The sequence below is a fragment of the Homoserinimonas sp. genome (assembly GCF_056262345.1).
Window position 1 is genome coordinate 22,021 of sequence record NZ_JBACFR010000003.1, and the last position, 20,687, is coordinate 42,707.

16 protein-coding genes and 1 tRNA gene are annotated in these 20,687 nt (G+C 63.7%); 10 read left to right on the plus strand and 7 right to left on the minus strand.

Annotated features, from left to right (window positions below):
* Window positions 1-10 precede the first annotated feature (10 nt).
* Genes AC062T_RS00220 through AC062T_RS00235 form a run of 4 tightly spaced genes read left to right on the plus strand, consistent with a single transcriptional unit; the run spans window position 11 to window position 4,347 of the window.
* Window positions 11-670, plus strand: coding sequence for a nuclear transport factor 2 family protein (locus AC062T_RS00220; RefSeq protein ID WP_108518423.1), 660 nt, complete (start codon window positions 11-13; stop codon window positions 668-670).
* The gene (locus AC062T_RS00225; RefSeq protein WP_108518421.1) at window positions 667-1,608 is read left to right on the plus strand and encodes an ABC transporter permease; all 942 of its coding nucleotides are present in this window, start codon (window positions 667-669) and stop codon (window positions 1,606-1,608) included. The genes AC062T_RS00220 and AC062T_RS00225 overlap by 4 nt, the downstream gene beginning before the upstream one ends.
* Complete coding sequence (locus AC062T_RS00230; protein WP_476026266.1) at window positions 1,605-3,533, plus strand: dipeptide/oligopeptide/nickel ABC transporter permease/ATP-binding protein; 1,929 nt, start codon at window positions 1,605-1,607, stop codon at window positions 3,531-3,533. Before AC062T_RS00225 ends, AC062T_RS00230 begins: the two co-directional genes overlap by 4 nt.
* Window position 3,534: 1 nt before the next feature.
* On the plus strand, window positions 3,535-4,347 hold the full coding sequence (locus tag AC062T_RS00235; RefSeq protein ID WP_108518417.1) for an ABC transporter ATP-binding protein: 813 nt from the start codon (window positions 3,535-3,537) through the stop codon (window positions 4,345-4,347).
* Here the strand turns inward: AC062T_RS00235 and AC062T_RS00240 are convergent.
* Window positions 4,344-4,985 (minus strand): TetR-like C-terminal domain-containing protein, encoded by a 642-nt coding sequence (locus tag AC062T_RS00240; protein ID WP_108518415.1) that lies wholly within the window; start codon window positions 4,983-4,985, stop codon window positions 4,344-4,346. The genes AC062T_RS00235 and AC062T_RS00240 overlap by 4 nt on opposite strands.
* Before the next feature lie 252 nt (window positions 4,986-5,237).
* Between AC062T_RS00240 and AC062T_RS00245 the strand changes: the two genes are divergently transcribed.
* The gene (locus AC062T_RS00245; RefSeq protein WP_158268804.1) at window positions 5,238-6,425 is read left to right on the plus strand and encodes a flavin reductase; all 1,188 of its coding nucleotides are present in this window, start codon (window positions 5,238-5,240) and stop codon (window positions 6,423-6,425) included.
* Window positions 6,426-6,461: 36 nt separating this feature from the next.
* On the opposite strand, the gene AC062T_RS00250 is transcribed toward AC062T_RS00245, so the two are convergent.
* From AC062T_RS00250 to AC062T_RS00270, 5 genes are all read right to left on the minus strand, one after another.
* Entirely contained in the window at window positions 6,462-7,838 is a 1,377-nt protein-coding gene (locus AC062T_RS00250; RefSeq protein ID WP_476026270.1) for an NADP-dependent succinic semialdehyde dehydrogenase, read from the minus strand.
* 24 nt (window positions 7,839-7,862) lie between these two features.
* Window positions 7,863-8,405 (minus strand): VOC family protein, encoded by a 543-nt coding sequence (locus tag AC062T_RS00255; RefSeq protein WP_476026272.1) that lies wholly within the window; start codon window positions 8,403-8,405, stop codon window positions 7,863-7,865.
* Between the two features lie 11 nt (window positions 8,406-8,416).
* Window positions 8,417-9,202 carry an SDR family NAD(P)-dependent oxidoreductase gene (locus tag AC062T_RS00260; RefSeq protein WP_108518408.1) on the minus strand — a complete coding sequence of 262 codons (786 nt, stop codon included), beginning with the start codon at window positions 9,200-9,202 and terminating at the stop codon, window positions 8,417-8,419.
* Window positions 9,203-9,309: 107 nt separating this feature from the next.
* Window positions 9,310-10,008, minus strand: a complete 699-nt coding sequence (locus AC062T_RS00265; protein WP_108518406.1) for a TetR/AcrR family transcriptional regulator — start codon at window positions 10,006-10,008, stop codon at window positions 9,310-9,312.
* Between the two features lie 126 nt (window positions 10,009-10,134).
* Entirely contained in the window at window positions 10,135-11,463 is a 1,329-nt protein-coding gene (locus AC062T_RS00270; RefSeq protein ID WP_158268802.1) for an acyl-CoA dehydrogenase family protein, read from the minus strand.
* Between the two features lie 263 nt (window positions 11,464-11,726).
* On the opposite strand from AC062T_RS00270, the gene AC062T_RS00275 reads away from it, so the two are divergent.
* The 5 genes from AC062T_RS00275 (at window position 11,727) to AC062T_RS00295 (ending at window position 20,242) form a co-directional block, all read left to right on the plus strand.
* On the plus strand, window positions 11,727-12,422 hold the full coding sequence (locus AC062T_RS00275) for a VOC family protein (RefSeq protein ID WP_199220434.1): 696 nt from the start codon (window positions 11,727-11,729) through the stop codon (window positions 12,420-12,422).
* Window positions 12,423-12,426: 4 nt separating this feature from the next.
* A complete protein-coding gene (locus AC062T_RS00280) occupies window positions 12,427-13,275 on the plus strand; it encodes a fumarylacetoacetate hydrolase family protein (RefSeq protein WP_476026277.1) in 849 nt (282 codons plus the stop codon).
* The gene (locus AC062T_RS00285) at window positions 13,272-15,329 is read left to right on the plus strand and encodes an acetoacetate--CoA ligase (protein ID WP_476026279.1); all 2,058 of its coding nucleotides are present in this window, start codon (window positions 13,272-13,274) and stop codon (window positions 15,327-15,329) included. Before AC062T_RS00280 ends, AC062T_RS00285 begins: the two co-directional genes overlap by 4 nt.
* A complete protein-coding gene (locus AC062T_RS00290) occupies window positions 15,326-16,543 on the plus strand; it encodes an acetyl-CoA C-acyltransferase (RefSeq protein ID WP_108997637.1) in 1,218 nt (405 codons plus the stop codon). The genes AC062T_RS00285 and AC062T_RS00290 overlap by 4 nt, the downstream gene beginning before the upstream one ends.
* 528 nt (window positions 16,544-17,071) lie before the next feature.
* Complete coding sequence (locus AC062T_RS00295; protein WP_476026281.1) at window positions 17,072-20,242, plus strand: hypothetical protein; 3,171 nt, start codon at window positions 17,072-17,074, stop codon at window positions 20,240-20,242.
* Window positions 20,243-20,550: 308 nt separating this feature from the next.
* Here AC062T_RS00295 and AC062T_RS00300 read toward each other — a convergent pair.
* Window positions 20,551-20,624 (minus strand) — tRNA-Gly (locus tag AC062T_RS00300).
* Window positions 20,625-20,687: the final 63 nt, after the last annotated feature.

Sequence of the window (20,687 nt, forward strand, 5' to 3'; positions counted from 1 at the left end):
GGAGCTGTTTGTGGACGAAGATCTCCGCCTGCGCATCGAACGGCTCGAAGCCGCCCAGGCCATACAGAACGTGATGAGCACCTACGAGTACCTCCACTCGGCCTACCGCAACGCTGACATTGTGGAGCTCTTCGCAGACGTCGACGACGTGCTCATCGAAATGCCCGCGGGAATCTGGCGTGGGCGGGATGCTGCCCACCGCTGCTTCGGCGTGACTTTCGAGAAGGAACTCACCAGGCCCGACCGCCGAGGTGAGCTCGTCGAACACACGCTCACGACGCCGATTATCGAGGTCGCGGGCGACGCGAAGACGGCTAAGGCCGTGTGGAACTCCCCCGGCCACGAGGTGCATCGCTTCTTCTGGGTGGAGGGCAACCCTCGCATCGAGTTCTGGTACTGGTGCACCTACTCGGTCGACTTCCTTCGCACGAGCGAAGGGTGGAAGATCTGGCATCTTCACGTCTATCAGACGTGGGCGAGTGAAGTCGGCAAGAGCGTCGTCGACAGCCCTGTTCCGCCGGAGCCACCCATCCCCAACGGGCCGGGCCGCCCCGACGAACCCATCTCGTTCGAGACGAAGTACAGTGTGGAGCGAGCACCGCAGCTCGTGCCGGTGCCGCCGAAGCCCTATGCCACCTGGGTTGGGGATGACGAGGTGCCAATTCCGTGATCCGTCTGCTCCTGTGGCGCCTTGCGCTTGCGGTGCCGCTGCTCGTAATCGTCTCGCTTCTCACCTTTCTTCTCATTGCGGTCGCGCCGGGGGATCCCGCCGCGACGGTTCTCGGTAACTCGATCACTGACGAGCGGCTTGCCGAAGTCCGGGCCCAGCTCGGCCTCGACCAGCCACTGCTTGTGCAGTACTGGAACTGGGTATCTTCGGCATTTCAGGGCGATCTCGGCAAGTCGTTGCTCACCTCACAACCCGTGATGGCCACGATTGGCCAGCGCATCGGGGTCACGATGAGCCTCGTTGTCTTCGCCCTGATCGTCTCCACCGTTGGAGGCCTGCTGATCGGTATGGTGGGGGCGCTGCGAGGCGGCTGGGTTAGTCGCGTGCTCGAGTGGGTGGCAGTGGTTGCTTCGGCTGTTCCCCCGTTCTGGCTCGGATTCCTTCTCGTTACGTGGTTCGCGATCCAAGCACCGCTGTTTCCGGCCACCGGCTACATCACTCCAGCACACTCGATTCAGGGATGGCTGCACTCGCTCGTTCTCCCCGTCGCTACGCTCGTTGCCGCCCCCATGATGGGCATCGCGAAGCAGACAAAGGATTCCATGCAGGAATCGCTTGCTAAGGATTTCGTGGCGGCCCTTCGCGCTGACGGCATGTCCGAGAGGCGGATTATCTGGAGGCATGTGCTGCGCAATGCGGCAATCCCTATCGTCACGCTCGTCGGAGTGTTTTTCATCGCAATGCTCGGCGGCACGGTCTTCGCCGAGACGGTATTTTCTCTCCCCGGGCTCGGCAGCCTTGTCGTGAGTTCGGCGCAGACCGGTGACTTTCCCGTCATCCAGGGCGTGGTCGTCGTGCTCTGCCTCGGGGTCGTCATCGTCAACTTTCTCGTAGAGATCGCATATGGCTGGCTCAACCCGAAAGCGCGGACAACATGATGACGACCCGATCGCTTGCCCTCCCGCGACCGAAGCCCGTTCGTGGGCCGTTTTCGCGGCTCATGCGCCGACCGCTGGCCGTCGCGGCCGCGTCAGTGCTTTTCGTCATCATCGGCGCATGCCTCATGGCGCCGTTCTTGCCGATTCCCGGGCCGAACGAGATCAATCTTGTGCGGTCTCTCGCCGGCCCGAGCCCTGAGCACCTGCTCGGCACAGACCAGCTGGGCCGCGATCTGTTGAGCCGGCTGCTCTTCGGGGGCATCCCCTCCTTTGGGTACGCCGGAATCGTTCTCTTTGTGTCTCTCGCTCTCGGCATCCCGCTCGGCATTTGTGCCGGGTACTTGGGGGGTTGGTGGGATCGCGCCATCGCAACGATCGCCGACATCGGCCTTGCAATGCCCGTTCTCATCATGACGATCGTGATCCTGAGCGTCTTCGACGGCCTGTTCTGGGTGGCGATGGCGCTGTTGGGTGTGCTCATGTGCCCTCCCGTCATCCGCAACGTTCGTGGTGCCGTCATTGCTGTCCGACATGAGAACTTCGTGGATGCGGCACGCGTAGCGGGGCTTTCGCCCGTGCGGATTATGGCAACCCATATCCTCGCCCGCATTGTCGGCCCCTTGCTCGTGCAGGCGACTCTCATAGCCGCGTTGGGCATCTCCTTCACTGTGGGCCTCGCATTCCTCGGATTCGGACCGCAGCCGCCAGACCCCACGTGGGGTGGCATGATTCAAGACGCAGTGCTCGTGCTCTCTCGCTCGCAGTGGCCGATGTTTGTCGCCGGGGTTGTGCTCGCGATCTCCGTGTTGGCGCTCACCGTGCTCGGTGACACCGTGCGTGAGGCGACGGTCGATCCGTGGACCGGGGTGTCTCGGCGTCGCAGAAAGACGGAACCATCTCTGCCGGTTGAGCCGGGATCGGCCCTCGTCGCCGTGCGTGACCTGAAAGTCGAGTATTCGGCGGGTGGCCGTGACGTGCTGGTCGTCGACGGCGAGAGCTTCGACATCGGCCCGGGTGAAGCGGTCGGGCTCGTCGGGGAATCCGGCTGCGGCAAGTCGACCGTGGCCCGCGCGATCGCGCGCATCCTGCCGGCCGCAGGCAGAACAGTTGGTGGCGGCGTTCGTTTTCGCGATCAGGCCGTTCTGGACCTTGAGGGCAAGCCCCTGCAGTCGTATCGGGGCGGATCCGTCGCCTACGTCTTTCAGGACCCGATGGGCACACTGGAGCCGTCGATGCGTGTCGGTGATCTGCTCGCCCACATCGTGCGACTCAACCATCGGGTCAGCCGCGCCGAAGCGAAGGCCCGGGCTCTTGAGCTGCTCCGCAGGGTGCAGATCGCAGACGCCGAGGTGGTCGGCCGGCGCTACCCGCACGAACTCTCGGGCGGCCTCGCCCAGCGAGTCGCCATTGCTCGTGCTATCGCGGGCGAGCCGGCTTTGCTCATCGCCGATGAACCGACGACAGCGCTCGATGCTTCCATCAGGCTGGGCATTCTCGACCTGCTCCGTTCTCTGCAGCGCGAGACGGGGATGGCGCTGCTGATTGTGAGCCACGACTGGGATGTTGTCGACTATCTGTGCGATCGCGCGATCGTTATGTATGCGGGTCAGATCACAGAATCGGGTCGGCTTGAAGATCTCCTCGTGAATAGCGCCCATCCCTACACTCACGCGCTGCTCGAATGCAGGCCGAAGGCAGACTCTGATCGGTCGAAGCCGCTGCCATCGATTGCGGGCCAGGTTGCCGCCCCGGGCTCCCACCGCGCTGCGTGCCGATTTTCTGATCGGTGCCCTATTGCGAAGCCCGTGTGCACCCAATCTCACATTCCGCTGGTGCAGGTCGGGGTCGACCAGCAGAGTCGCTGTCTTTTCGCCGAAGAGTTGTATGTCGCGCCGGTCAGCGTCGTGCTGACGGAGAGGATCTGAGATGTCAGATGTGCCGCTGATCGTGGTTGAGAACCTCGTTGTCGACTACGGGTCGGGCGCTCGCCGTCACCGTGCCGTGGATGATGTGAGCTTCGAGATTGCTGAAGGAGAGACGCTCGGCCTTCTGGGCGAGTCCGGGTCGGGCAAGTCAACGATCGGCCGGGCGATTCTGGGGTTGGTTCCCGCGACGTCAGGCCGAATCTTCTTTCGCGGCACCGAGCTGACGGCCCTAAGTGCGCGGGGTCGCCGTGCCTTCGGTTCGCACATTCGCGCGGTGTTCCAAGATCCGAACAGCACGCTCAACCCCGTGCGACGCATCGGGGCCACGCTTCTCGAAGGGATCCCGCGCAGTGACGCCGCACGCACGGGACGGATGCTGAGCCTGCTGAGCAGGATGGGCCTGCCCGCGGGAACAGAAGACAACTTTCCTGCGGCATTTTCGGGCGGACAGCGGCAACGCATAGCCATCGCACGGGCCATGATGAGCCAGCCGTCCCTCGTCGTGTGCGACGAGCCGGTGACGGCGCTAGATGTATCTGTGCAGGCCCAGGTGCTCAACCTGCTCCGTGAGGTGCAGAGCAACACGGGGCTGGGGTATTTGTTTATCGGTCACGACATCGAAGTCGTTCGCTATATGTCGGAGCGCATCGCTGTGCTCGAGAAGGGTCGACTCGTGGAGTGCGGACCGGCAGATGACGTCGTGCGGAATCCTTCACAGCCCTACACGCAGCAGCTCGTTGCGGCGATGCTCGCAACCGCTCACCCCGGAGTCGGGCGCGCAGAGAGTCTCAGCTCACTGCACGGGGTGGGCTAGACCGCGGAGGGCGCTTCATTGCGGGAGGCAGCAGGCATGGCTGCCTTCGCGAGGGGCATCAACACGTTGTCGACCAGGTGATCAAGAAAACGGTCGTCGATCGGCTCATTCCAGATTGAGCGATGGTGCATGATCGGCAAGGCGATATCGGTGACGAGGTCAGGGTTCACGTCGGGGCCGACCTCGCCGCGGGCGATTGCGCGGAGGAGCGGGCGCTGGGTTGCCTCGCGCACGTTTTCTTGAGTCTCTTGGCGCATGAGCCGAAAAACGGTTGCGTCGCGTTGGGCGCCATCCATGAGAGCGATGATGAGCCGGCGATTGTCGCGGAGCATCCGAGCGGCGCCGCTGAGCACCGCGTGAAGCTCTAGTCGAAGGGAACCCAGGTCGCCCGGATCGTGCGGCCGATCGCCGCCGAATGACATCTCGATTGCCTCGCGGATGAGATCGGTTTTTGTGGGCCACCGGCGATACAGCGTTGCTTTGGAGGCTTTCGCCGCCGCCGCGATCGCGTCGACGGTAACCCCCTCGATGCCTCGGGCGGCAACGAGCTCGAGAACGACGCGCTGGATGTCCTCTTTACGCTCCGCTCCTCGAGACCGCGGCGCGGCGCGCTTCGGAGTCGGTTGCACAGCAGTCATCGGGAGCCCTTCGTGTCGATTTCTTTCAACACTAGCCCCACTGTCGCATTCGTGCACCACGGGACATGCAAAACGAAACGGTTTAGTATTTGTCTAATACACTGATGGAACCTGAGGTGTGACGCTGTACTGATCAGTTTAGAAAACGCCTGCCTGATGCACGCGGGCAATAGACGATGCTTGAGCGACTGATACGCGGCGCAGCGTCATCCTCGGAAAAAGCCGGATGGGGCGCGAGCGAAAGGCATGACGATGTCGCTGAAAGCATCGGAGCTATGGAGGGCAGTACTCGCCGAATACCCGACCGGTGTCGCGCTCGTCACCGCACAACTGCCCGACGGCTCTCCCGTTGGCATGGTCGTCGGCAGTTTCACGGCGATCAGCCAGGATCCACCGCTCGTGGGTTACTTCGGCGACGACTCGTCGTCGACCTTTCAGTCGATTGTTGGCGCCGACCGATTCGCGGTGAGCGTCTTCGCCGACTCCCACGACAGCCTCCTGCGCTCCTTCGTTCGAAAAGACGAGGGTCGCTATGAACAATCGGGTCTGACGACGACAGACAGCGGCCTGATCCGCCTCGACGACGCGGTCGTCTGGTTTGAGGCTCGCACGCAGTCTGTGCAACGTCACGGAGACCACCAGCTCGTTGTCGGTGCCGTCGTGGATTTCGGCGTGAGCACATCCGATATCGGTTCTCCGCTTCTCTATCGTCGCGGAGGCTTCGGCGCCTTCGCCATCCCTGCGGAGGCGGTTGACGCGCGGTTGATCGGTGACCGGCTGGCGGCAGCGCAGGCGGCGGCGGAGGTGCTCGCGCCCATCGCCAGTCGGTTGAGCCGTGACATCGCCGTCACGGCTTTGGTCGGTGATTCGGTTGTCGTCGTTGGAATGGTGCCTAGTGCGCCGGTCGCGCCCGGCGAGAGCCCCCCGGGTACCGGCCCGCTGCGAGCCATAGGAATATCCCTTCCCTTCGCCGCACCGGTTGAGCCACTGTTCGCGGCGTGGGCGCACGAGCGGGTGCGATCGTTCTGGATGGAACGTGCGCGGCACCTGGTTGGTGCCGTCGACCGCCGCCAGGTTGAAGCTCGCCTCGAAGCAATACGCCGCCGAGGATTTGGCGTATCAGTCGATCAAGACCTCACGGCCCGATTTATCGGCACAATTACAGATCCGAGCGCCGAGCGCGAGTCGTACGCGCAGATCTGGAGCGAATACGCAGCCCAGACGATTGTGAGCACGAGCTCAATCTTGACGCTCAGCGACATCGCCGCCGTGCAGGTTCCCGTCTTCGATGAACACGGCCAGGTTGCGCTCGTGCTCACCGTGAGCGATCTTGGCCCCTTTGCCGACGAGGATGCTCTCAACGCCTTCGCCGACACTCTCATCGCCGCGGCTGATGCGGCTTCGCACGTCATCGCCAGAGGGCCACGAGGCCGCTCCTGACGACAGCGCGCGCTATTCGGCCGTGCGGCAGCGCCGTTAGCCTTTCCAGACGGTTTTGACGTTCGTGAACTCCCGGATGCCGTGGCGCCCCAGTTCGCGACCGTAACCCGAGTTTTTGATTCCGCCGAAGGGCAGCTCCGGAAACGAGACGGTCATCCCGTTGACGAAGACGGCCCCCGCCTCGATGCGTGAGATGAACGCCGCCTCGTCCGCGGCGTCGTTCGTCCATACCGAGGAACTGAGCCCGAATTCTGTCTGGTTAGCGATTGTGATCGCTTCGTCGAGATCGTTTACCCGATAGAGGGATGCAACGGGACCAAACGATTCCTCGGTCACGATGCGCATATCATCCGTCAGATCGCTCAGCACGGTCGGTTCGTAAAACCATCCCGGGAGGTCGGGACGATGCCCTCCCGCAAGCAGGCTCGCGCCCTTGGCCATGGCGTCGTCGACCAGCGCCGCTATATCTTCGCGGGTTTGTTCCGTGGCCAGTGGGCCGATCTCAACCGACTCGTCCATCGGGTCTCCGACGTTCAGCGCTCGTGTCTTCTCAACGAATAGGCGCGTGAACTCGTCGTAGATATCGGTGTGCACGATAAAGCGCTTGGCGCAGACGCAGCTTTGCCCCGTGTTACTGAAGCGCGCTTTCACCGCGATCGACGACGCGGCTTCCACATCTGCGCTGGGCATGACAATAAATGGATCCGATCCGCCCAGCTCGATCACGCTTTTCTTGACCTCAGACCCGGCGATGGCGGCGACGGCGCGACCGGCACCCTCCGAGCCCGTGAGTGTCACAGCCTTCACTCGTGCATCCCGGATGACAGATTCAACGTCGCCGGCGCCGATGAACAGAACACGAAAGGAGCCGGAAGGAAACCCGCTGCGCTCGAACAGGGCGTCGAGGTAGAGAGCGGTTTGGGGAACGTTCGATGAGTGTTTGAGAAGGGCGGTGTTGCCGGCCATGAGCGCAGGAGCGGCGAAGCGTATGGCCTGCCACAGTGGAAAATTCCATGGCATGACCGCGAGGATTACCCCAAGCGGCCGGTAGGTGACTACGGCACGCTGGGCCGCAACGATGGCAGGGTCGGCGACCGGCTCATCGGCGAGAAAGGTGCTCGCGTTATCGGCGTAAAACCGAAGAGCGCGGGCGCACTTGAGCACCTCGGCTCTGGCCTGCGAGATCGGTTTTCCCATCTCGCTGGTGAGAAGCCGCGCAGTCGCCTCAGACTCCGCCTCGAGCAGAGAAGCCGCTGCCCGCATCCACTCGGCGCGCTCGTCGAAGCATGTTTCGCCCAGTGCTGCGAATGCTGCCGCCGATTCGGTGATGCGCCGCGAGGTTTCGGCGGCATCATGGGCGGCGAATTCGGCTTCGATTCGCCCTGTTGTGGGGTTGATGGTGCTGATCGCCATGGAGGTTCTTTCTGTTCGTGGAGGTCAGAGCCTGCGCCAGGGGTCTGTGCCGTCCCAGGTGCGGCAGAGTTCCCGGAGGCTGTCGTACGACGCGGACTGCGCCGACGTAAGTTCTACGAGCTCCACCATGCCCGGCTGGCCCGGCGCACCGTCGAAAAAGGCTACGCGCGCGCCCGTGGGAAGCACATCCTCGAACACCGCCTGCCCGCTGGCCTCGCTCAGAGATCGGGCTCGGGTATCGAAATCATTCGTGGCGACGGCGACGTGGTGAAAGCCATATCCCTCTGCGGTGGTTTTGTCGCGAAAGATCGAGGGCTCTTCGTCGTGCTGCTGGATTAGTTCGATCATCAGAGCGCCGTCAAATGTGCGGGCGACCGTCAACTCGGCGCGGTAGGGCTCGCCTCGGTAGAGCGCACCGGGTGCGGTGAATGGCCCCCGAACGGTCCACGGCCCGATGCCGAGACTCGCGGTCCATGCGAGTGCCGTCTCGCGGGCATCCGCGCACGTATAGGCGACCTGGAAAACCGAGCCGACGGGCTGTATCGGCAGCGGGGGTCGCGGTGCCAAGGGTGATCCGGTCAATCGCTGATGACCGTCCCGCCGTCAATGATGATGTTCTGCCCTGACATGAATGACCCGGCTTTGGATGCGAGCCATACGACGGCTCCGGCGACATGGTACGGCTCTCCGAAGCGCTGCATCGGTGTCTTTGCGAGTCGACGAGCCGCAGCATCCGGGTTCGAGGTAATGGGCTCGGCGAAGGCGGTTGCGATGACCCCGGGGGAGAGCGAGTTCACGCGGATGTTCTGGGCACCCCACTGCACGGCGAGGTTGCGCGCGAGCTGAGCGTTGGCCGCCTTGGTGACCCCATACTGGCCGAGGAAGCTGTTGCCTCGAACCCCCGAAAGACTCGACATGATGAGGAATGTGCCTCCGCCTTGATCGGCCATTACCGGGAGCGTGAGGTTAGCGAGTCTGATGACACTTCTCACGTGGATGTCGAACATGAGGTCGAGCTCGGTGTCGGTTCCGACGGTGTGCGGCCCGGTATCGAGAGCGACACCCGCGTTGCAGAAGACCGTGTCGATGCGGCCGTGTCGGTCGAGAGCATGCTTCACGAGCGCCGAGAGTTGTTTCTGGTCGGTCACGTCGCAGGCAAATGATTCGACGTCGAGACCGCGGAGCCGAGCTTCTTCGGCGGCCACCTCCGGATGGTCGGAGGGCAGTGACGCTGCGATTACGGTTGCGCCTGCTGAGGCGAGCAGTTCGGCGGATGCCCGGCCGATTCCCGATGCGGCGCCCGTCACGATCGCCACCTGTCCCTTTAGGGAGAAGAGGTCCGCGGCGGTGACGGTTTCAGGCATATCTCATATTCCACCGTGCGGGCGGTAGACGTGGGTGGGTATTCCGAATAGCGGAAGCCGGGGTTTTTCCGCCGATGAGCGCAGGCCTTGTGGCTCAACTGGGCGGATCAGCGTTCGAAGGCCGGGCCCCACGGATACGCGTCGTACCCCGCGGGCAGTGTGGCCTCGGATTGTCCTGCAGGGAACGCCCCGTTCAAGAAGACGCGCACGACCAACTCGACATGAATTCGAATCAGGTCGTCACTGGGCGTGAAATCGGAGGTGAGAATGTCGAATTGCAGTGTGGGGGCCGCGAGCCGGAGAAGGAATATCGACCACTGGTCTGCATCGGCGAGCTTCATATTGCGTTCTTCTGCCACGGCCACAATAAACGGCGAGAGAATTTGGACCACCGTTGGCGTGCCTGAGTCGACCCGGGCGACGTCGAGAACGCCGTGAAGCTCTACGCGTCGCTCGTGCTCGGCGATGAGCACTCTAAAGAATGCGATGAGTTCCGCGGCGGTTGCCGCGCGCACGACCTCTGTCAGCGCAACCGTCAGCCGCTGTTCGTTGCTGACATTGGGGATCAGATCCAGCGCATCATGAAGGCTCGGAATGAGGGTGGACGAGGCGTGCACCATGACGGCGTGAAAGAGCTTGACCTTGTCGGAGAAGTGGGCGTAGACCGTGGTCTTCGAGACCTGGGCCTTCGCTGCGACAGCATCCATTGACGTGCCATCGAAGCCGTTGGCAAGGAGCAGTTCTGCAGCGGCGGCAAGGATCGCATCCCGCTTCGTGCTCTTGCCGTGCGAGCGTACCTGCGGCATGACTTCTCCTCTGTACAGTTCAGTCCAAGTTTATGAGGCGGAGGGCCATGGGATGAAGCGCACGTACGTGACCGCCTCTAGCGGTGGTGCCGGCGGCCAAAAGACGCGCCGGCACCCTCGCCCCGCTCACTCGGAACGTATGGAATGAGAAGAAGGTGTCGGCGGCGTCGGAGCCTTATTCTGCAGGCCGGCTGCGAACATGTCGAACGGTGCCTGGCCCAGGAGGCGGCGGCCCGTGATTTCGGCTAGCGACTCAATGCGCAGTGCCCCGTGCGACAGGATGACCTGGGCATCGCGAGAGAAGCGCTGGAGCGGGTTCGAGAGGGCCATCGCCGACGAGCCAATGATCTGAAGGCCGAGATTGATTGACTCCTGGCACAGGTTCCCGGCAAATGCGAGGTCCATCGACCCCTGGGCTTCGGCATCCGCACTGAAGTCGCCGCCGTGAGTTGCAAAGTGGTCGATCTGGTCGGTGTACTGCAGGAGGATCGCCTTCGCGGCATTGACCTTCGCCTTCGCCTTGCCCGCGGCCACCTGCGCCGACGGCATTTCGGCGATCGTTGGGTAGGGCGGGCTGAAGGGCTTGCGCTTCTGCGCTAGGTCGGCGAAGACATCGAAGGCACCCTCGGCCATGCCGACGAGGATCGCGATGTTCTGCGTAGCGACCGTGAGCATCGACGCACGGGCCCGCGCCTGGTAGGCGAGCCCAGTGAATCGTGAAGCTACCGAGTTCATGTGGAGGGGAAGGTCTGCTAGATCGACGAAGTGCTTGTCAGCAACGAACATTGGCTGGCGAGTGACCACGGAGTTTGAGTCGGAGGCGCCCATTCCGGAGACGTGCCAGTCGTCGAGGTGCTCGAGTCCTGCGGGGTCCATCATGACGATGGCGTGGCCGCCGCGCTCGCCGTCGTGCCACGAGACCCCGCCGAATATCCAGGCGGCGTCATGGTTGCCGGAGGTGTAGGTCCACTTGCCCTCCACCTGCCACCCTCCCTCTACTCGGCTTGCGGTGCCGGTGATGGCGGCGAACGTTGAGCCGCCCGCGGCCGTGGGGCCCGAGTGGTCGGCGGCGCGACTGTAGAGGTCTTCAACGAGGGGTGCGGGGAATGAGCTCACCATGCGCAGGCTGCAGGCTACGAAGAAGCTCCATCCTGCAGACGCGTCGGCTCGCCCGAGGGCCATTGCGATCTCGGCGAGATCGCGCGCGCCGAGGGCGAATCCGCCATGTTCGATGGGGGCAACTGCCTTATAGATGCCCAGGTCGGTAAGTCCGCGGATGACCTCGGCCGACAGCTTGCCATCGCGCTCTGCCTGAGGGGCCTGCGCGCGGATAGTGGGGAGGAGGGCACTCACGCCTTCCGCCATCGCCAGGCCCACGGGTGTCAGATATCGACCGGCGATGGGCTCGATTTCGACGTCCATTTCAGTCGGGATTGTCGGGGTCTGGCTGGGCACGGCTGGTCTCCTTTGAGTTGTCTCCGCGGATGCGCGGTCGGCACGGGTACACGTGTTGACCTTGCATCTTTCAAACTGTACGGTACAGTTCAGCTTAAGAAAAGGGAACCGGCGACATTGGAGGGACCATGCTTGATCGGCAGACGTCGATTCTGAGCGTGAGCCCATGATTTTCCACCGCGATGCCTACGGGGTGCCTCGCGTCGACACACTCACCTTCGCAGCCTGACCGGTTGCATCCCGATCACAGAGAGAAGAAACCAGTGACAGAGCTGTCCGTCTATTCACGAACCCCCCGCCCGCGTCCGATCCGTGTTCCGAAGCTGCATCACGCGACCTTCATGACCATGGAGATCGACCCGATGGTTCGCTTTTATGAAGCGGTCTGCGGCCTGCAGCCCGTGTTCTACTCGGAGCACGCTGCGTGGCTCACCAACGACGAAGCGAACCACCGCATCGCGTTGCTGCGCATTCCCGGCACCAAGCCTCCCGTGGACAAGCCGCACACGGCTGGACTGCACCACACGGCATTCGAATACGAAGACTTCGACGCGTGGCTCGACAACTACGCTCGCCTGCGTGACATGGGCATCATGCCCGCGTTCTGCATGGACCACGGCATGACGATGTCGATCTACTACAACGACCCCGATGGCAACGGCATCGAGATCCAGATCGACAACTTTCGCGACTGGGGCAAGTCGACCGAGTGGATGTGGGCATCGCGAGAGTTTGCTGAGGATCAGCTCGGCCCGCAGTTCGACCCCGACCTGCTCCTCGAAGCCCGCGCACAGGGCGCATCGCCCGATGAGATCCACGAGCGCGCCTATGCGGGTGAGTTCCGGCCCGCTGTTGAGGTGCCCAATCCTTCGTTCCCCGACGTGTGGGTCGCCAAGCTCGCCGCAAACCCGTCGCTCGCAAACGGTGTTCCTTTCCCCGGTATGCCCCAGGAAGGCTAAACCCATGCGCATTGCAAACCTGAACGGCCGTGTCGCACTCATCACGGAGTCGGGAGCGGTTGATATCGCCAGCGCAAGCGGCGGTGTCTTCGGCCCCGACCCCATGGATGTTTACGAGCGGTGGCAAGAATTCAGCGCCTGGGCACAGACCGCCCCGACAGAGGGTTCGGCCTATGACGAGGCAGACCTGGGCATCCCGGTTCCGCGTCCCCCGCAGATCATTGCCATCGGCGTGAACTACAAGGCTCACGCCGAAGAGGCGGGCATTCCCGCGCCAGAAGAGCTCATGGTCTTCACCAAGTTCCGCTCCAGCCTTGCCGCTCCCAACGCCACGATCGAGCTGCCGAGCGATGACGTGGACTACGAGACTGAGGTCGTCGTCGTCATCGGCGTCGAGGGTCACCGCATTGCCGCCGAGGACGCCTGGGATCACGTCGCAGGTATCGCCATCGGCCAGGACTACTCCGAGCGCACGGTGCAGCGTCGACCCCCTGTGCCGCAGTTCAGCATGGGCAAGTCGTTCCCCGGGTTCGGGCCATTCGGCCCCGTTGTCGCGACGCCGGATGAGTTTGCCGACCGCGACGCCATCGAGTTCAGGGCCGTTCTCACGGGCCCTGGCATCGATGGAGAACTCGTCGTGCAGGAGGGAAACACCTCCGACATGTTCTTCGGTGTCGCCGAGATCATTCATCGCCTCTCCCAGGTGCTGACGCTCCTGCCGGGTGACCTCATCTTCACGGGAACCCCTGCGGGTGTCGGCCTGTCGCGCGGCATCCTCATGCGCGATGGCTACGTCATGACGACGGAGCTGGACGGAATCGGCTCGATGCGAAATTCCTTCATCGCGCGATGAGCGCACACTCGCCAGCACCCGAGGTCACCTGGGTTCCCACGCAAGAGCAGCTGGAGAACACTCGTCTCACGCAGTTTCGTGACTGGGTTCGCCTTCATCGCGGAATCGAGATCGCCGACTACGAGCAGATGTGGCGCTGGTCGACAACCGACCTCGCGGGCTTCTGGGGCGCTCTGCGCGAGTTTTTCGGCATTGTCGGTGACGGCTTCGACGACTCCCCTGCCCTTGTGGAGAATCGGATGCCCGGCGCAGTCTGGTATCCGCAGGCGAGGCTCAATTTCGCCGAGAATGTGCTGAGGCACGTGATCGGGCGCGAGGAGCACGCGGCGGTAATCAACGTCTCAGAAGACGGCTCGGTGCAGGAGTGGACGTGGCGGGAGCTCGCTTCTCGCGTCGCCATTCTTTCTGAACGTCTGAGGGCTCTCGGCGTCACCCGGGGCGACAGGGTGGGAGCCGTCCTCCCTAACATTCCCGAGACGATTGTCGCGATGCTGGCGACGGCAAGTATTGGTGCCATCTGGACGGTAAGCTCGCCCGACTTGGCGCCGAGCGCGACGCTTGATCGGCTGCGTAGCCTGGAACCCGTCGTTCTCATCGGCACCCCTGGATACACCTTCAAGGGCAAATGGATCGATACAACACCGGCGCTGAACACCATCGCCGCAGAGCTGCCCAGTGTTCGCTCCGTGCTGCTGGTGGGAGGGGGTCGCGCACTTCGGCCGGGTTCAGCTGCTGAGGTGGTCGACCTCGATGGCCTCCCCACCGCCGAGCTGCAGTTCGAGAGGGTCGGGTTTTCCGACCCTCTCTGGGTGCTTTTCTCCTCCGGCACAACGGGTGCCCCCAAGGGCATCGTGCACGGGCACGGCGGCATCCTGCTTGAAGCGTCTAAGGCCATGGGGCTCCAATTTGGGCTGGGGTCCGGCGACCGCTATTTCACCGCAGCCAACACGGCATGGATGGTGTGGAACACTCTCGTCAACACACTGTCCGTCGGCGCGGCTGTCGTCACCTATTCGGGAGCCCCGACGTGGCCGAGGGCCGATCGCCAATTCGAGGTGGCGTCGCTTGCCAGCGTGACCATGTTTTCCACCGGCGCGGCCTACTTGTCCTTGGTCGAGAAGTCTGGGATGGCGCCCGCGCACGACTGGGACCTCGCCCCGCTTCACACGCTGATGTCGACGGGCTCTGTTCTCTCGCCTGCGACGTGGCGTTGGGTTCATGACGCGGTAAAGTCCGACGTTCACCTGAGCAGCGACTCGGGCGGCACTGACATTTGCAGCGGATTTATTGGCGGCAACCCGTGGCAGCCCGTTTATGTGGGTGAGCTGCAGGGATCGACGCTCGGAGCGGCCATTGAGGTTCGCAGAGAAGACGGGACCGAGGCCGCCGTAAACGAAATCGGCGAAATGGTCATCACCCAGCCGATGCCGTCGATGCCGGTCGGCTTCTGGAACGATCGAGAAGGCGAGCTCTACAAGGCCGCATACTTCGCATCCGACCCCTCTGTGTGGACGCATGGTGACTGGATCAGCCGCACTCCGCGCGGCGGGTTCATCCTGCACGGGCGCTCCGATGCGACCCTCAACCGCGATGGCGTGCGCATGGGCAGCGCCGACGTCTATGCCGCAGTGCACACGGTCGATGGTGTGCGCAATTCCGTCGTATTGGGAATCGAGACTGGCGGTGGCGGCTACTGGATGCCCCTCTTCGTCGAGCTATCGGAGGGTGTCGAACTCGATGAAGCAATGCAACAGAAGATTAGGGACGCGATTCGCGGTCGAGCAAGCGCCCGGCATGTCCCCGACACGATCGAACAGGTCCCGGGCATCCCGACCACCCACGCCGGCAAGCGCATCGAAGTTCCCCTCAAGAAGCTCTTTCTCGGGCGCACAGAGGATGACGCAGTCAATCGAGGCTCGCTTGTGAATCCCGAGGCCGTCGACTGGTTCGTGGCCCGAGCATCACGGTTTCGCGCTGGTGCTGGCATCGATCTCGCCGACATCGACAACCGCAATTTACCGACACCGCCCCCTGATCGAAAGGTGACTCCATGAGTCTCAACGACAACGACGCCGTCATCGTTTCCCTCGGCCGCACGCCCATTGGTCGTGCCCGCAAGGGCGGGCTCGTCGATGTGCGAGGCGACGAACTAGCGCGACAGGTTATTGAGGCGGTGCTCGCGAAGGTGCCGGATGTCGAGATTGCTGACATCGAGGACCTCATGCTGGGCACCGCAGAGCCCACGGGGGAGCAGGGATACAACCTCGCCCGCATGGTGGCGGTGCTGCTCGGTCACGACAGCCTGCCCGGCACCACCGTCAATCGCTTCTGCGCGTCGTCGATTCAGACGATGCGGATGGCGTTCCACGCCATACGGTCCGGCGAGGGGGACGCCTACGTCGTCGGCGGAGTCGAGTCGACGTCGCGGTTCGGGCTCATCGCGCCCGCCGGCAACCCCGCGTTCGATGCCCCGGCGCTCAGAACTGCTGAGCTGATGGCCACGGATGCGGAGTGGACCGACCCTCGAGACGGGGGCCTTGTTCCCGATGCCTACATTCAGATGGGTCATACGGCCGAGCACGTCGCGCGCAGGACGGGCACGTCCCGCGCCGACCAAGACGCCTTCGCGGCGCGATCACAGCGGCTCGCCGCAGAGTCGGCATCCAATGGATTCTTCGCGCGCGAAATCGTTCCCGTCGTGCGTCCCGACGGCTCCCTTTTCTCGGCGGATGACAGCCTCAGGCCCTCTACGACCGTCGAAAGCCTCGCGGGGCTCGACCCCGTGTTCTCCCCCGTCGGAACCGTCACGGCGGGCAACGCCTGCCCGCTCAATGATGGGGCCTCCGCCGCGGTCGTCGTTTCGGCCGCCTATGCCAAACGAAAGGGCCTCACCCCGCTCGCGAAAATCATCTCAACGGGAGTGAGCGGCCTCTCTCCCGAAATCATGGGACTGGGGCCGGTCGAGTCATCCCGCTTGGCGCTCTCCCGCGCTGGCCTCTCCGTCGCCGACCTCGACATCGTCGAGATCAACGAGGCGTTCGCCGCCCAGGTGGTGGCCAGCGCGCGCATATTGGGCGTTGATGAGGACTCACAACTTAATCCTTTCGGTGGCTCGATCGCCATCGGTCACCCCTTCGGCGCCACGGGCATCCGGCTCATCGGAACCCTGGTGAATGGCCTGCGCACGCGCGATCAGTCGCTGGGCATGGCCACGCTCTGCGTCGGCGGGGGGCAGGGCATGGCGATTGTGATCGAGCGCCTCGCCTGATCGCTCATCGGGATTCGGGCAGGGGCTTGCGCAGTGAAGCATCGGGCATCGACCTGGTTGGTGAGAAGTTGGAGCGCGACATCCGGCCCGCCTTGACTGCCTGGTGAGTTCGCTCAAGGATTCGGGATCGCAGTCTTCGTCGTCACACCCCGCCCCGACCGGAAGGTTCGCACCCCCTTTCTGGGGCCACCAACAGCGGTGGTACCCGGTAGTGTTCAGATGGTCGAGTGAACCCCAGCTCTTGCGCCGAAAAGCCAGCAGCGTGGGAGACGGCGAGACATGGATAGGGTCTGCGTGAACCGGGTACGGTAGCTCAACCCAGTGCCTGGCCAGCAAATCGCATCGTCACTGATCGCCGTGAGTACGCACCGAAGTGTCTGGGGACAAAGATCTTGCGCAATTCGCACGGGGGTCGTGCTTGCCGCGCATAGCGCAGCCGGGAATGGAACCTTTCTTGCTCTGCCCTCGTACCCTTCGAGGGCCCAGCGCGCAGCGCCGCACCTCAGTTACGCCATCGAAATGGGAAACATGCAAAGCTCCAGAGCACCGCGCCCGCTCCACCGCCGAGCCGCAGCCTGCGCTGGCGTAGCGCTCGCGTTCAGTCTCGTCGCCTCCGTGGCGACACCTATGGTCGCCCATGCCAACCCGGCATCCGCGTATAGCGCGCAGTTGCAGCTCGAATCGCTGCGCCCCTCCAGCACGGCGCACAGCCTCGCAGCTGCCGATGCAGCGATCGCAGCACTTGAGGCAGTCCTCCCCGAGGACGCCGCCGGGGAGCTCGCAGCGCAGGCAGCGGTTGAACAGGCGATAGACGACCTTGTCAGCACCTCTTCACTTACCTCGGCCATCTATGACGCCGAGTCGAAGCAATACGGGGACTACACCGCCTCCAGCAAGGAATGGCTGTTGACGGAGACCACTCGGGCGAAAACGCTTCTGGCCAAAACCCAGGACCCAGCCACCCCAGTGACCGAGGCCGAGATCGACTCGGAGGTCACACAGTTGAGAAACGCCGAGGCGCAACTGGTGGATCTCAGTGGACTCCGCGCGTCCATCGCTGCGGCCGAGGCCAAGATCGCTCTCGGTGTGTGGACCAACAACAGCACGTCGAACACGCGTTCCTACGTGCAGGGTGCACAGACGGTGCTCAACACCCCTGATGCGCCGCAGTCAGAGGTGAATCGTTTGTCGAACAGTGTGACATTCTCGGCGTCCTTACTGATCGACATCTCCGGAATGAAGGCCAACTACAACCACTTCATCACCCTCTCGGAGTCCGACTTCACGTCCCACTCTCGGGTGTCGATGTCGGAATACCTTGACTACGCCGAGCTCCTGCTCGCCGACGACCGGTTCGGTGACTGGAACGTGACACAGGCGCGAATCGACCAGGCCTATCTGCTGTACCACACGGCGATGGCGAACATGGTGTCGAAGAGGGTGCTCGCGGAGATGGTGGCTTCGGCCGTCACCCTGAACGCCAGCCGGTTCACCGCATCGTCATGGGTCGGCCTCCCTGACGCGCTCAGCCGTGCGGAGGCGACGCTGGCTCGCACCGCCGACGCTGCGGACCCCGTCTCACAGAGGGATGTCGACACCAGTGCATCTGGCCTCGCTGTGGAGCTAAATGGCCTGATCTCCACCGCACTGCTGACAGCAAAGGTGTCCGAAGCTGAGGCACTGAACGAGGCTGACTACCGGTCTGCCAGCTGGCCCACGTTCCAGTCCGCTCTGGCTGACGCGAACGCTCTCCTCGCTGCGGCGTCCACCCCGAGCATCACGGTCACCGATGCCGAGCTCGCAACGACGTTGGCAGCACTCACGGATGCGATGGCCGGCCTTGAGGACCTCTCCACGCTGAAGGCCACCGCAGTAGCGGAGCTGGCGCTTGCCGAGGATGCCCTCGGCAACGTCGGCCCCGACTTCACGGCGTACAGCGTCGCGGAGTTGGACGCCGCCATCGACCGGTTGGCCGCAGCTATCGCCTCACCCACCGAGTCGGGGCTGATCGGCGCGACAAGCACTTCCGTCGCAGCCCGAGGCGCTCTCGTAGACGCGTCGTCGCTGACCGCCGCTCTCGCCGCTACTGCCGGCGCGTCGAAGGACAACACCGTCTCTACCCAGGGGGCGTTCGACACGGCAGTTGCCTCAGCGAATGACCTTCTCAACCGGGTGCGGGACGCTGATGAGGAGGTGACAGCCGCCGAGGTTCTGGCGGTGACGTCGGACCTCAACACAGCAACGGCAAACCTCGTTGACCTGTCGCTGCTCCGCACCGCCGTCGACGCGGCTGCGGCCACTGACCTCGCCGATCACACGGCATACTCTGTCGCAGTGTTCGACTCTGCTGAGGCAACGGCTTTGGCGGTCCTCGGTGACGACGATGCAACGGCGTTGCAGGTCAGTGCCGCAGCGAGCCAGTTGCGCACCGCGATCGCCGACCTAGTTTCAGCGGCGCCGTTCTACGCTGCGTACGCTGCGGCACAGGACCTGGATGAGAGCGACTACACCGCCCACTCATGGGCGGATGTCGCCCCCTGGCTTAGGGGCTTAGACGGGTTCCGCACAACGCTGAACAACCCGAACGTCAGCATCTCCGCCTCCCACATCGTCAACTCCGTTTCGTCATTCAACCAGTTCATCGACTCACTGGTCGCCATTAGCCCGCTGAAGACCATCTACGGCACTTCAAACGTCGACGAGGCTCAGTTCAGTGCCTCATCGTTCGCTGCTCTGACCTCCGCCCGTGCCGCGGCGGCGGCTCTGCTAGACCGGGCGACGGACGCCACTGACCCGGTCACTCAGGCCGAGGTCGACGCCGCGTACGCAGCCGTGAACGACGCGGTAAACGGGCTCGTGAACACCGAAGCCGCTGCGTCGAAGCTCGCTGCGGAGACGGCCGCGTTCGACGCCGCCGACTACACGGCAGCGTCGGCGTCCGTGATGGGCTCCGCCCTCGCGGCGCTGGCCGCGCTGGTCAACGCCGATGCGACCGTGCCAGTCACAGCCGGTCAGCTGTCGGACGCAGTCGATGCCGTCGACGCAGCGAAGGACGCCCTGGTGTCCATTGTCGACCTGGCGTTTATGGCGTCGCTCGACCTCGATGCGATGAAGGCCGAGTACTCGGCGGCGTCGTTTGCGCCGTTCGCCGCTGCCGTCACCGCGGCACGTGCGCTTCTCACCCAGTCCGCTGACCCGACCGTCATCATCACCGAGGCGCAGGTGAACGACGCGGTCAACGGAATCTTCCCCGCGGCATTCACCTTGGTGTCGACGGGCAACCTGACAGACGCCATCGCTGGTGGCTCCGGACTGGTTGAGGCGAAGTACACGGCTAGTTCGTGGGCTGCGTTCGCTGCTGCTCTCGCGGATGCTGAGGCAGTCGCGGCTCGCTCCGCGGACGCCAGCACGGTCGCACCGGTCACACGGTCGGAGACGGACGATGTGGTAGCCGCACTGCTGGCCGCCATCGACGGTCTGGTCGCGGCTCCTGCTGCCATCCTGGGCACACCTGCCGCCGCCGACTCAACGGGCGCCACGGACATCACGGGCACCAGCGATGTCGCCGACGCAGGTGTTGATGAGCTGCCGTTCACCGGCGCCGAGCTGCTGCTCCCCGTGGGCGGAGCGCTTGCACTGCTGCTCAGCGGCGCATGGCTGACCATGGTCAGCCGCCGTCGTGGGGCACTGAACGGCTAGCACGACATCACAAGCGAAGGGCCGTCCCGGACTGATCCGGGGCGGCCCTCGCTTGCCCCCGACGAAAGCCCTGCCTACTGTGGGCGAACTGATTGGTCGCTTCCCCGCAGCGCGGCCTGAACTTCACCTGGCAGGGCCAGTCGTGCGGCTCCACCTCACGGCTCTTGGTGCAGGAGGCCTGTTGCGCGACTTCAACCTGCCGACCGACAATGTAGATACAGAGAAGGCCGCTCGATACGCAGCGTTCTGGAGTAGCGACGAGTCCAATCATCGGTGATCAATTCCAATGATGGATGATTACCGACTAGTGGAGCGGATGACGGGAATCGAACCCGCGCTATCAGCTTGGGAAGCTGAAGTTCTGCCATTGAACTACATCCGCGCGTGACCCGGTGGGCGGGTCAACTCGTCCATACTAGCGACCCGCGGCGGCGTCCACACCGGG

Excerpts from the sequence above, each read along its gene's own strand:
- AC062T_RS00265 (WP_108518406.1), bottom strand. The coding sequence starts at position 10,008 with ATGCCGCAGGTACGCTCGCACGGCAAGAGCACGAAGCGGGATGCGATC.
- AC062T_RS00280 (WP_476026277.1), top strand. The coding sequence starts at position 12,427 with ATGCGCATTGCAAACCTGAACGGCCGTGTCGCACTCATCACGGAGTCG.
- AC062T_RS00230 (WP_476026266.1), top strand. The coding sequence starts at position 1,605 with ATGATGACGACCCGATCGCTTGCCCTCCCGCGACCGAAGCCCGTTCGT.
- AC062T_RS00240 (WP_108518415.1), bottom strand. The coding sequence starts at position 4,985 with ATGACTGCTGTGCAACCGACTCCGAAGCGCGCCGCGCCGCGGTCTCGA.
- AC062T_RS00245 (WP_158268804.1), top strand. The coding sequence starts at position 5,238 with ATGTCGCTGAAAGCATCGGAGCTATGGAGGGCAGTACTCGCCGAATAC.
- AC062T_RS00235 (WP_108518417.1), top strand. The coding sequence starts at position 3,535 with ATGTCAGATGTGCCGCTGATCGTGGTTGAGAACCTCGTTGTCGACTAC.
- AC062T_RS00285 (WP_476026279.1), top strand. The coding sequence starts at position 13,272 with ATGAGCGCACACTCGCCAGCACCCGAGGTCACCTGGGTTCCCACGCAA.
- AC062T_RS00295 (WP_476026281.1), top strand. The coding sequence starts at position 17,072 with ATGCAAAGCTCCAGAGCACCGCGCCCGCTCCACCGCCGAGCCGCAGCC.
- AC062T_RS00250 (WP_476026270.1), bottom strand. The coding sequence starts at position 7,838 with ATGGCGATCAGCACCATCAACCCCACAACAGGGCGAATCGAAGCCGAA.
- AC062T_RS00290 (WP_108997637.1), top strand. The coding sequence starts at position 15,326 with ATGAGTCTCAACGACAACGACGCCGTCATCGTTTCCCTCGGCCGCACG.
- AC062T_RS00260 (WP_108518408.1), bottom strand. The coding sequence starts at position 9,202 with ATGCCTGAAACCGTCACCGCCGCGGACCTCTTCTCCCTAAAGGGACAG.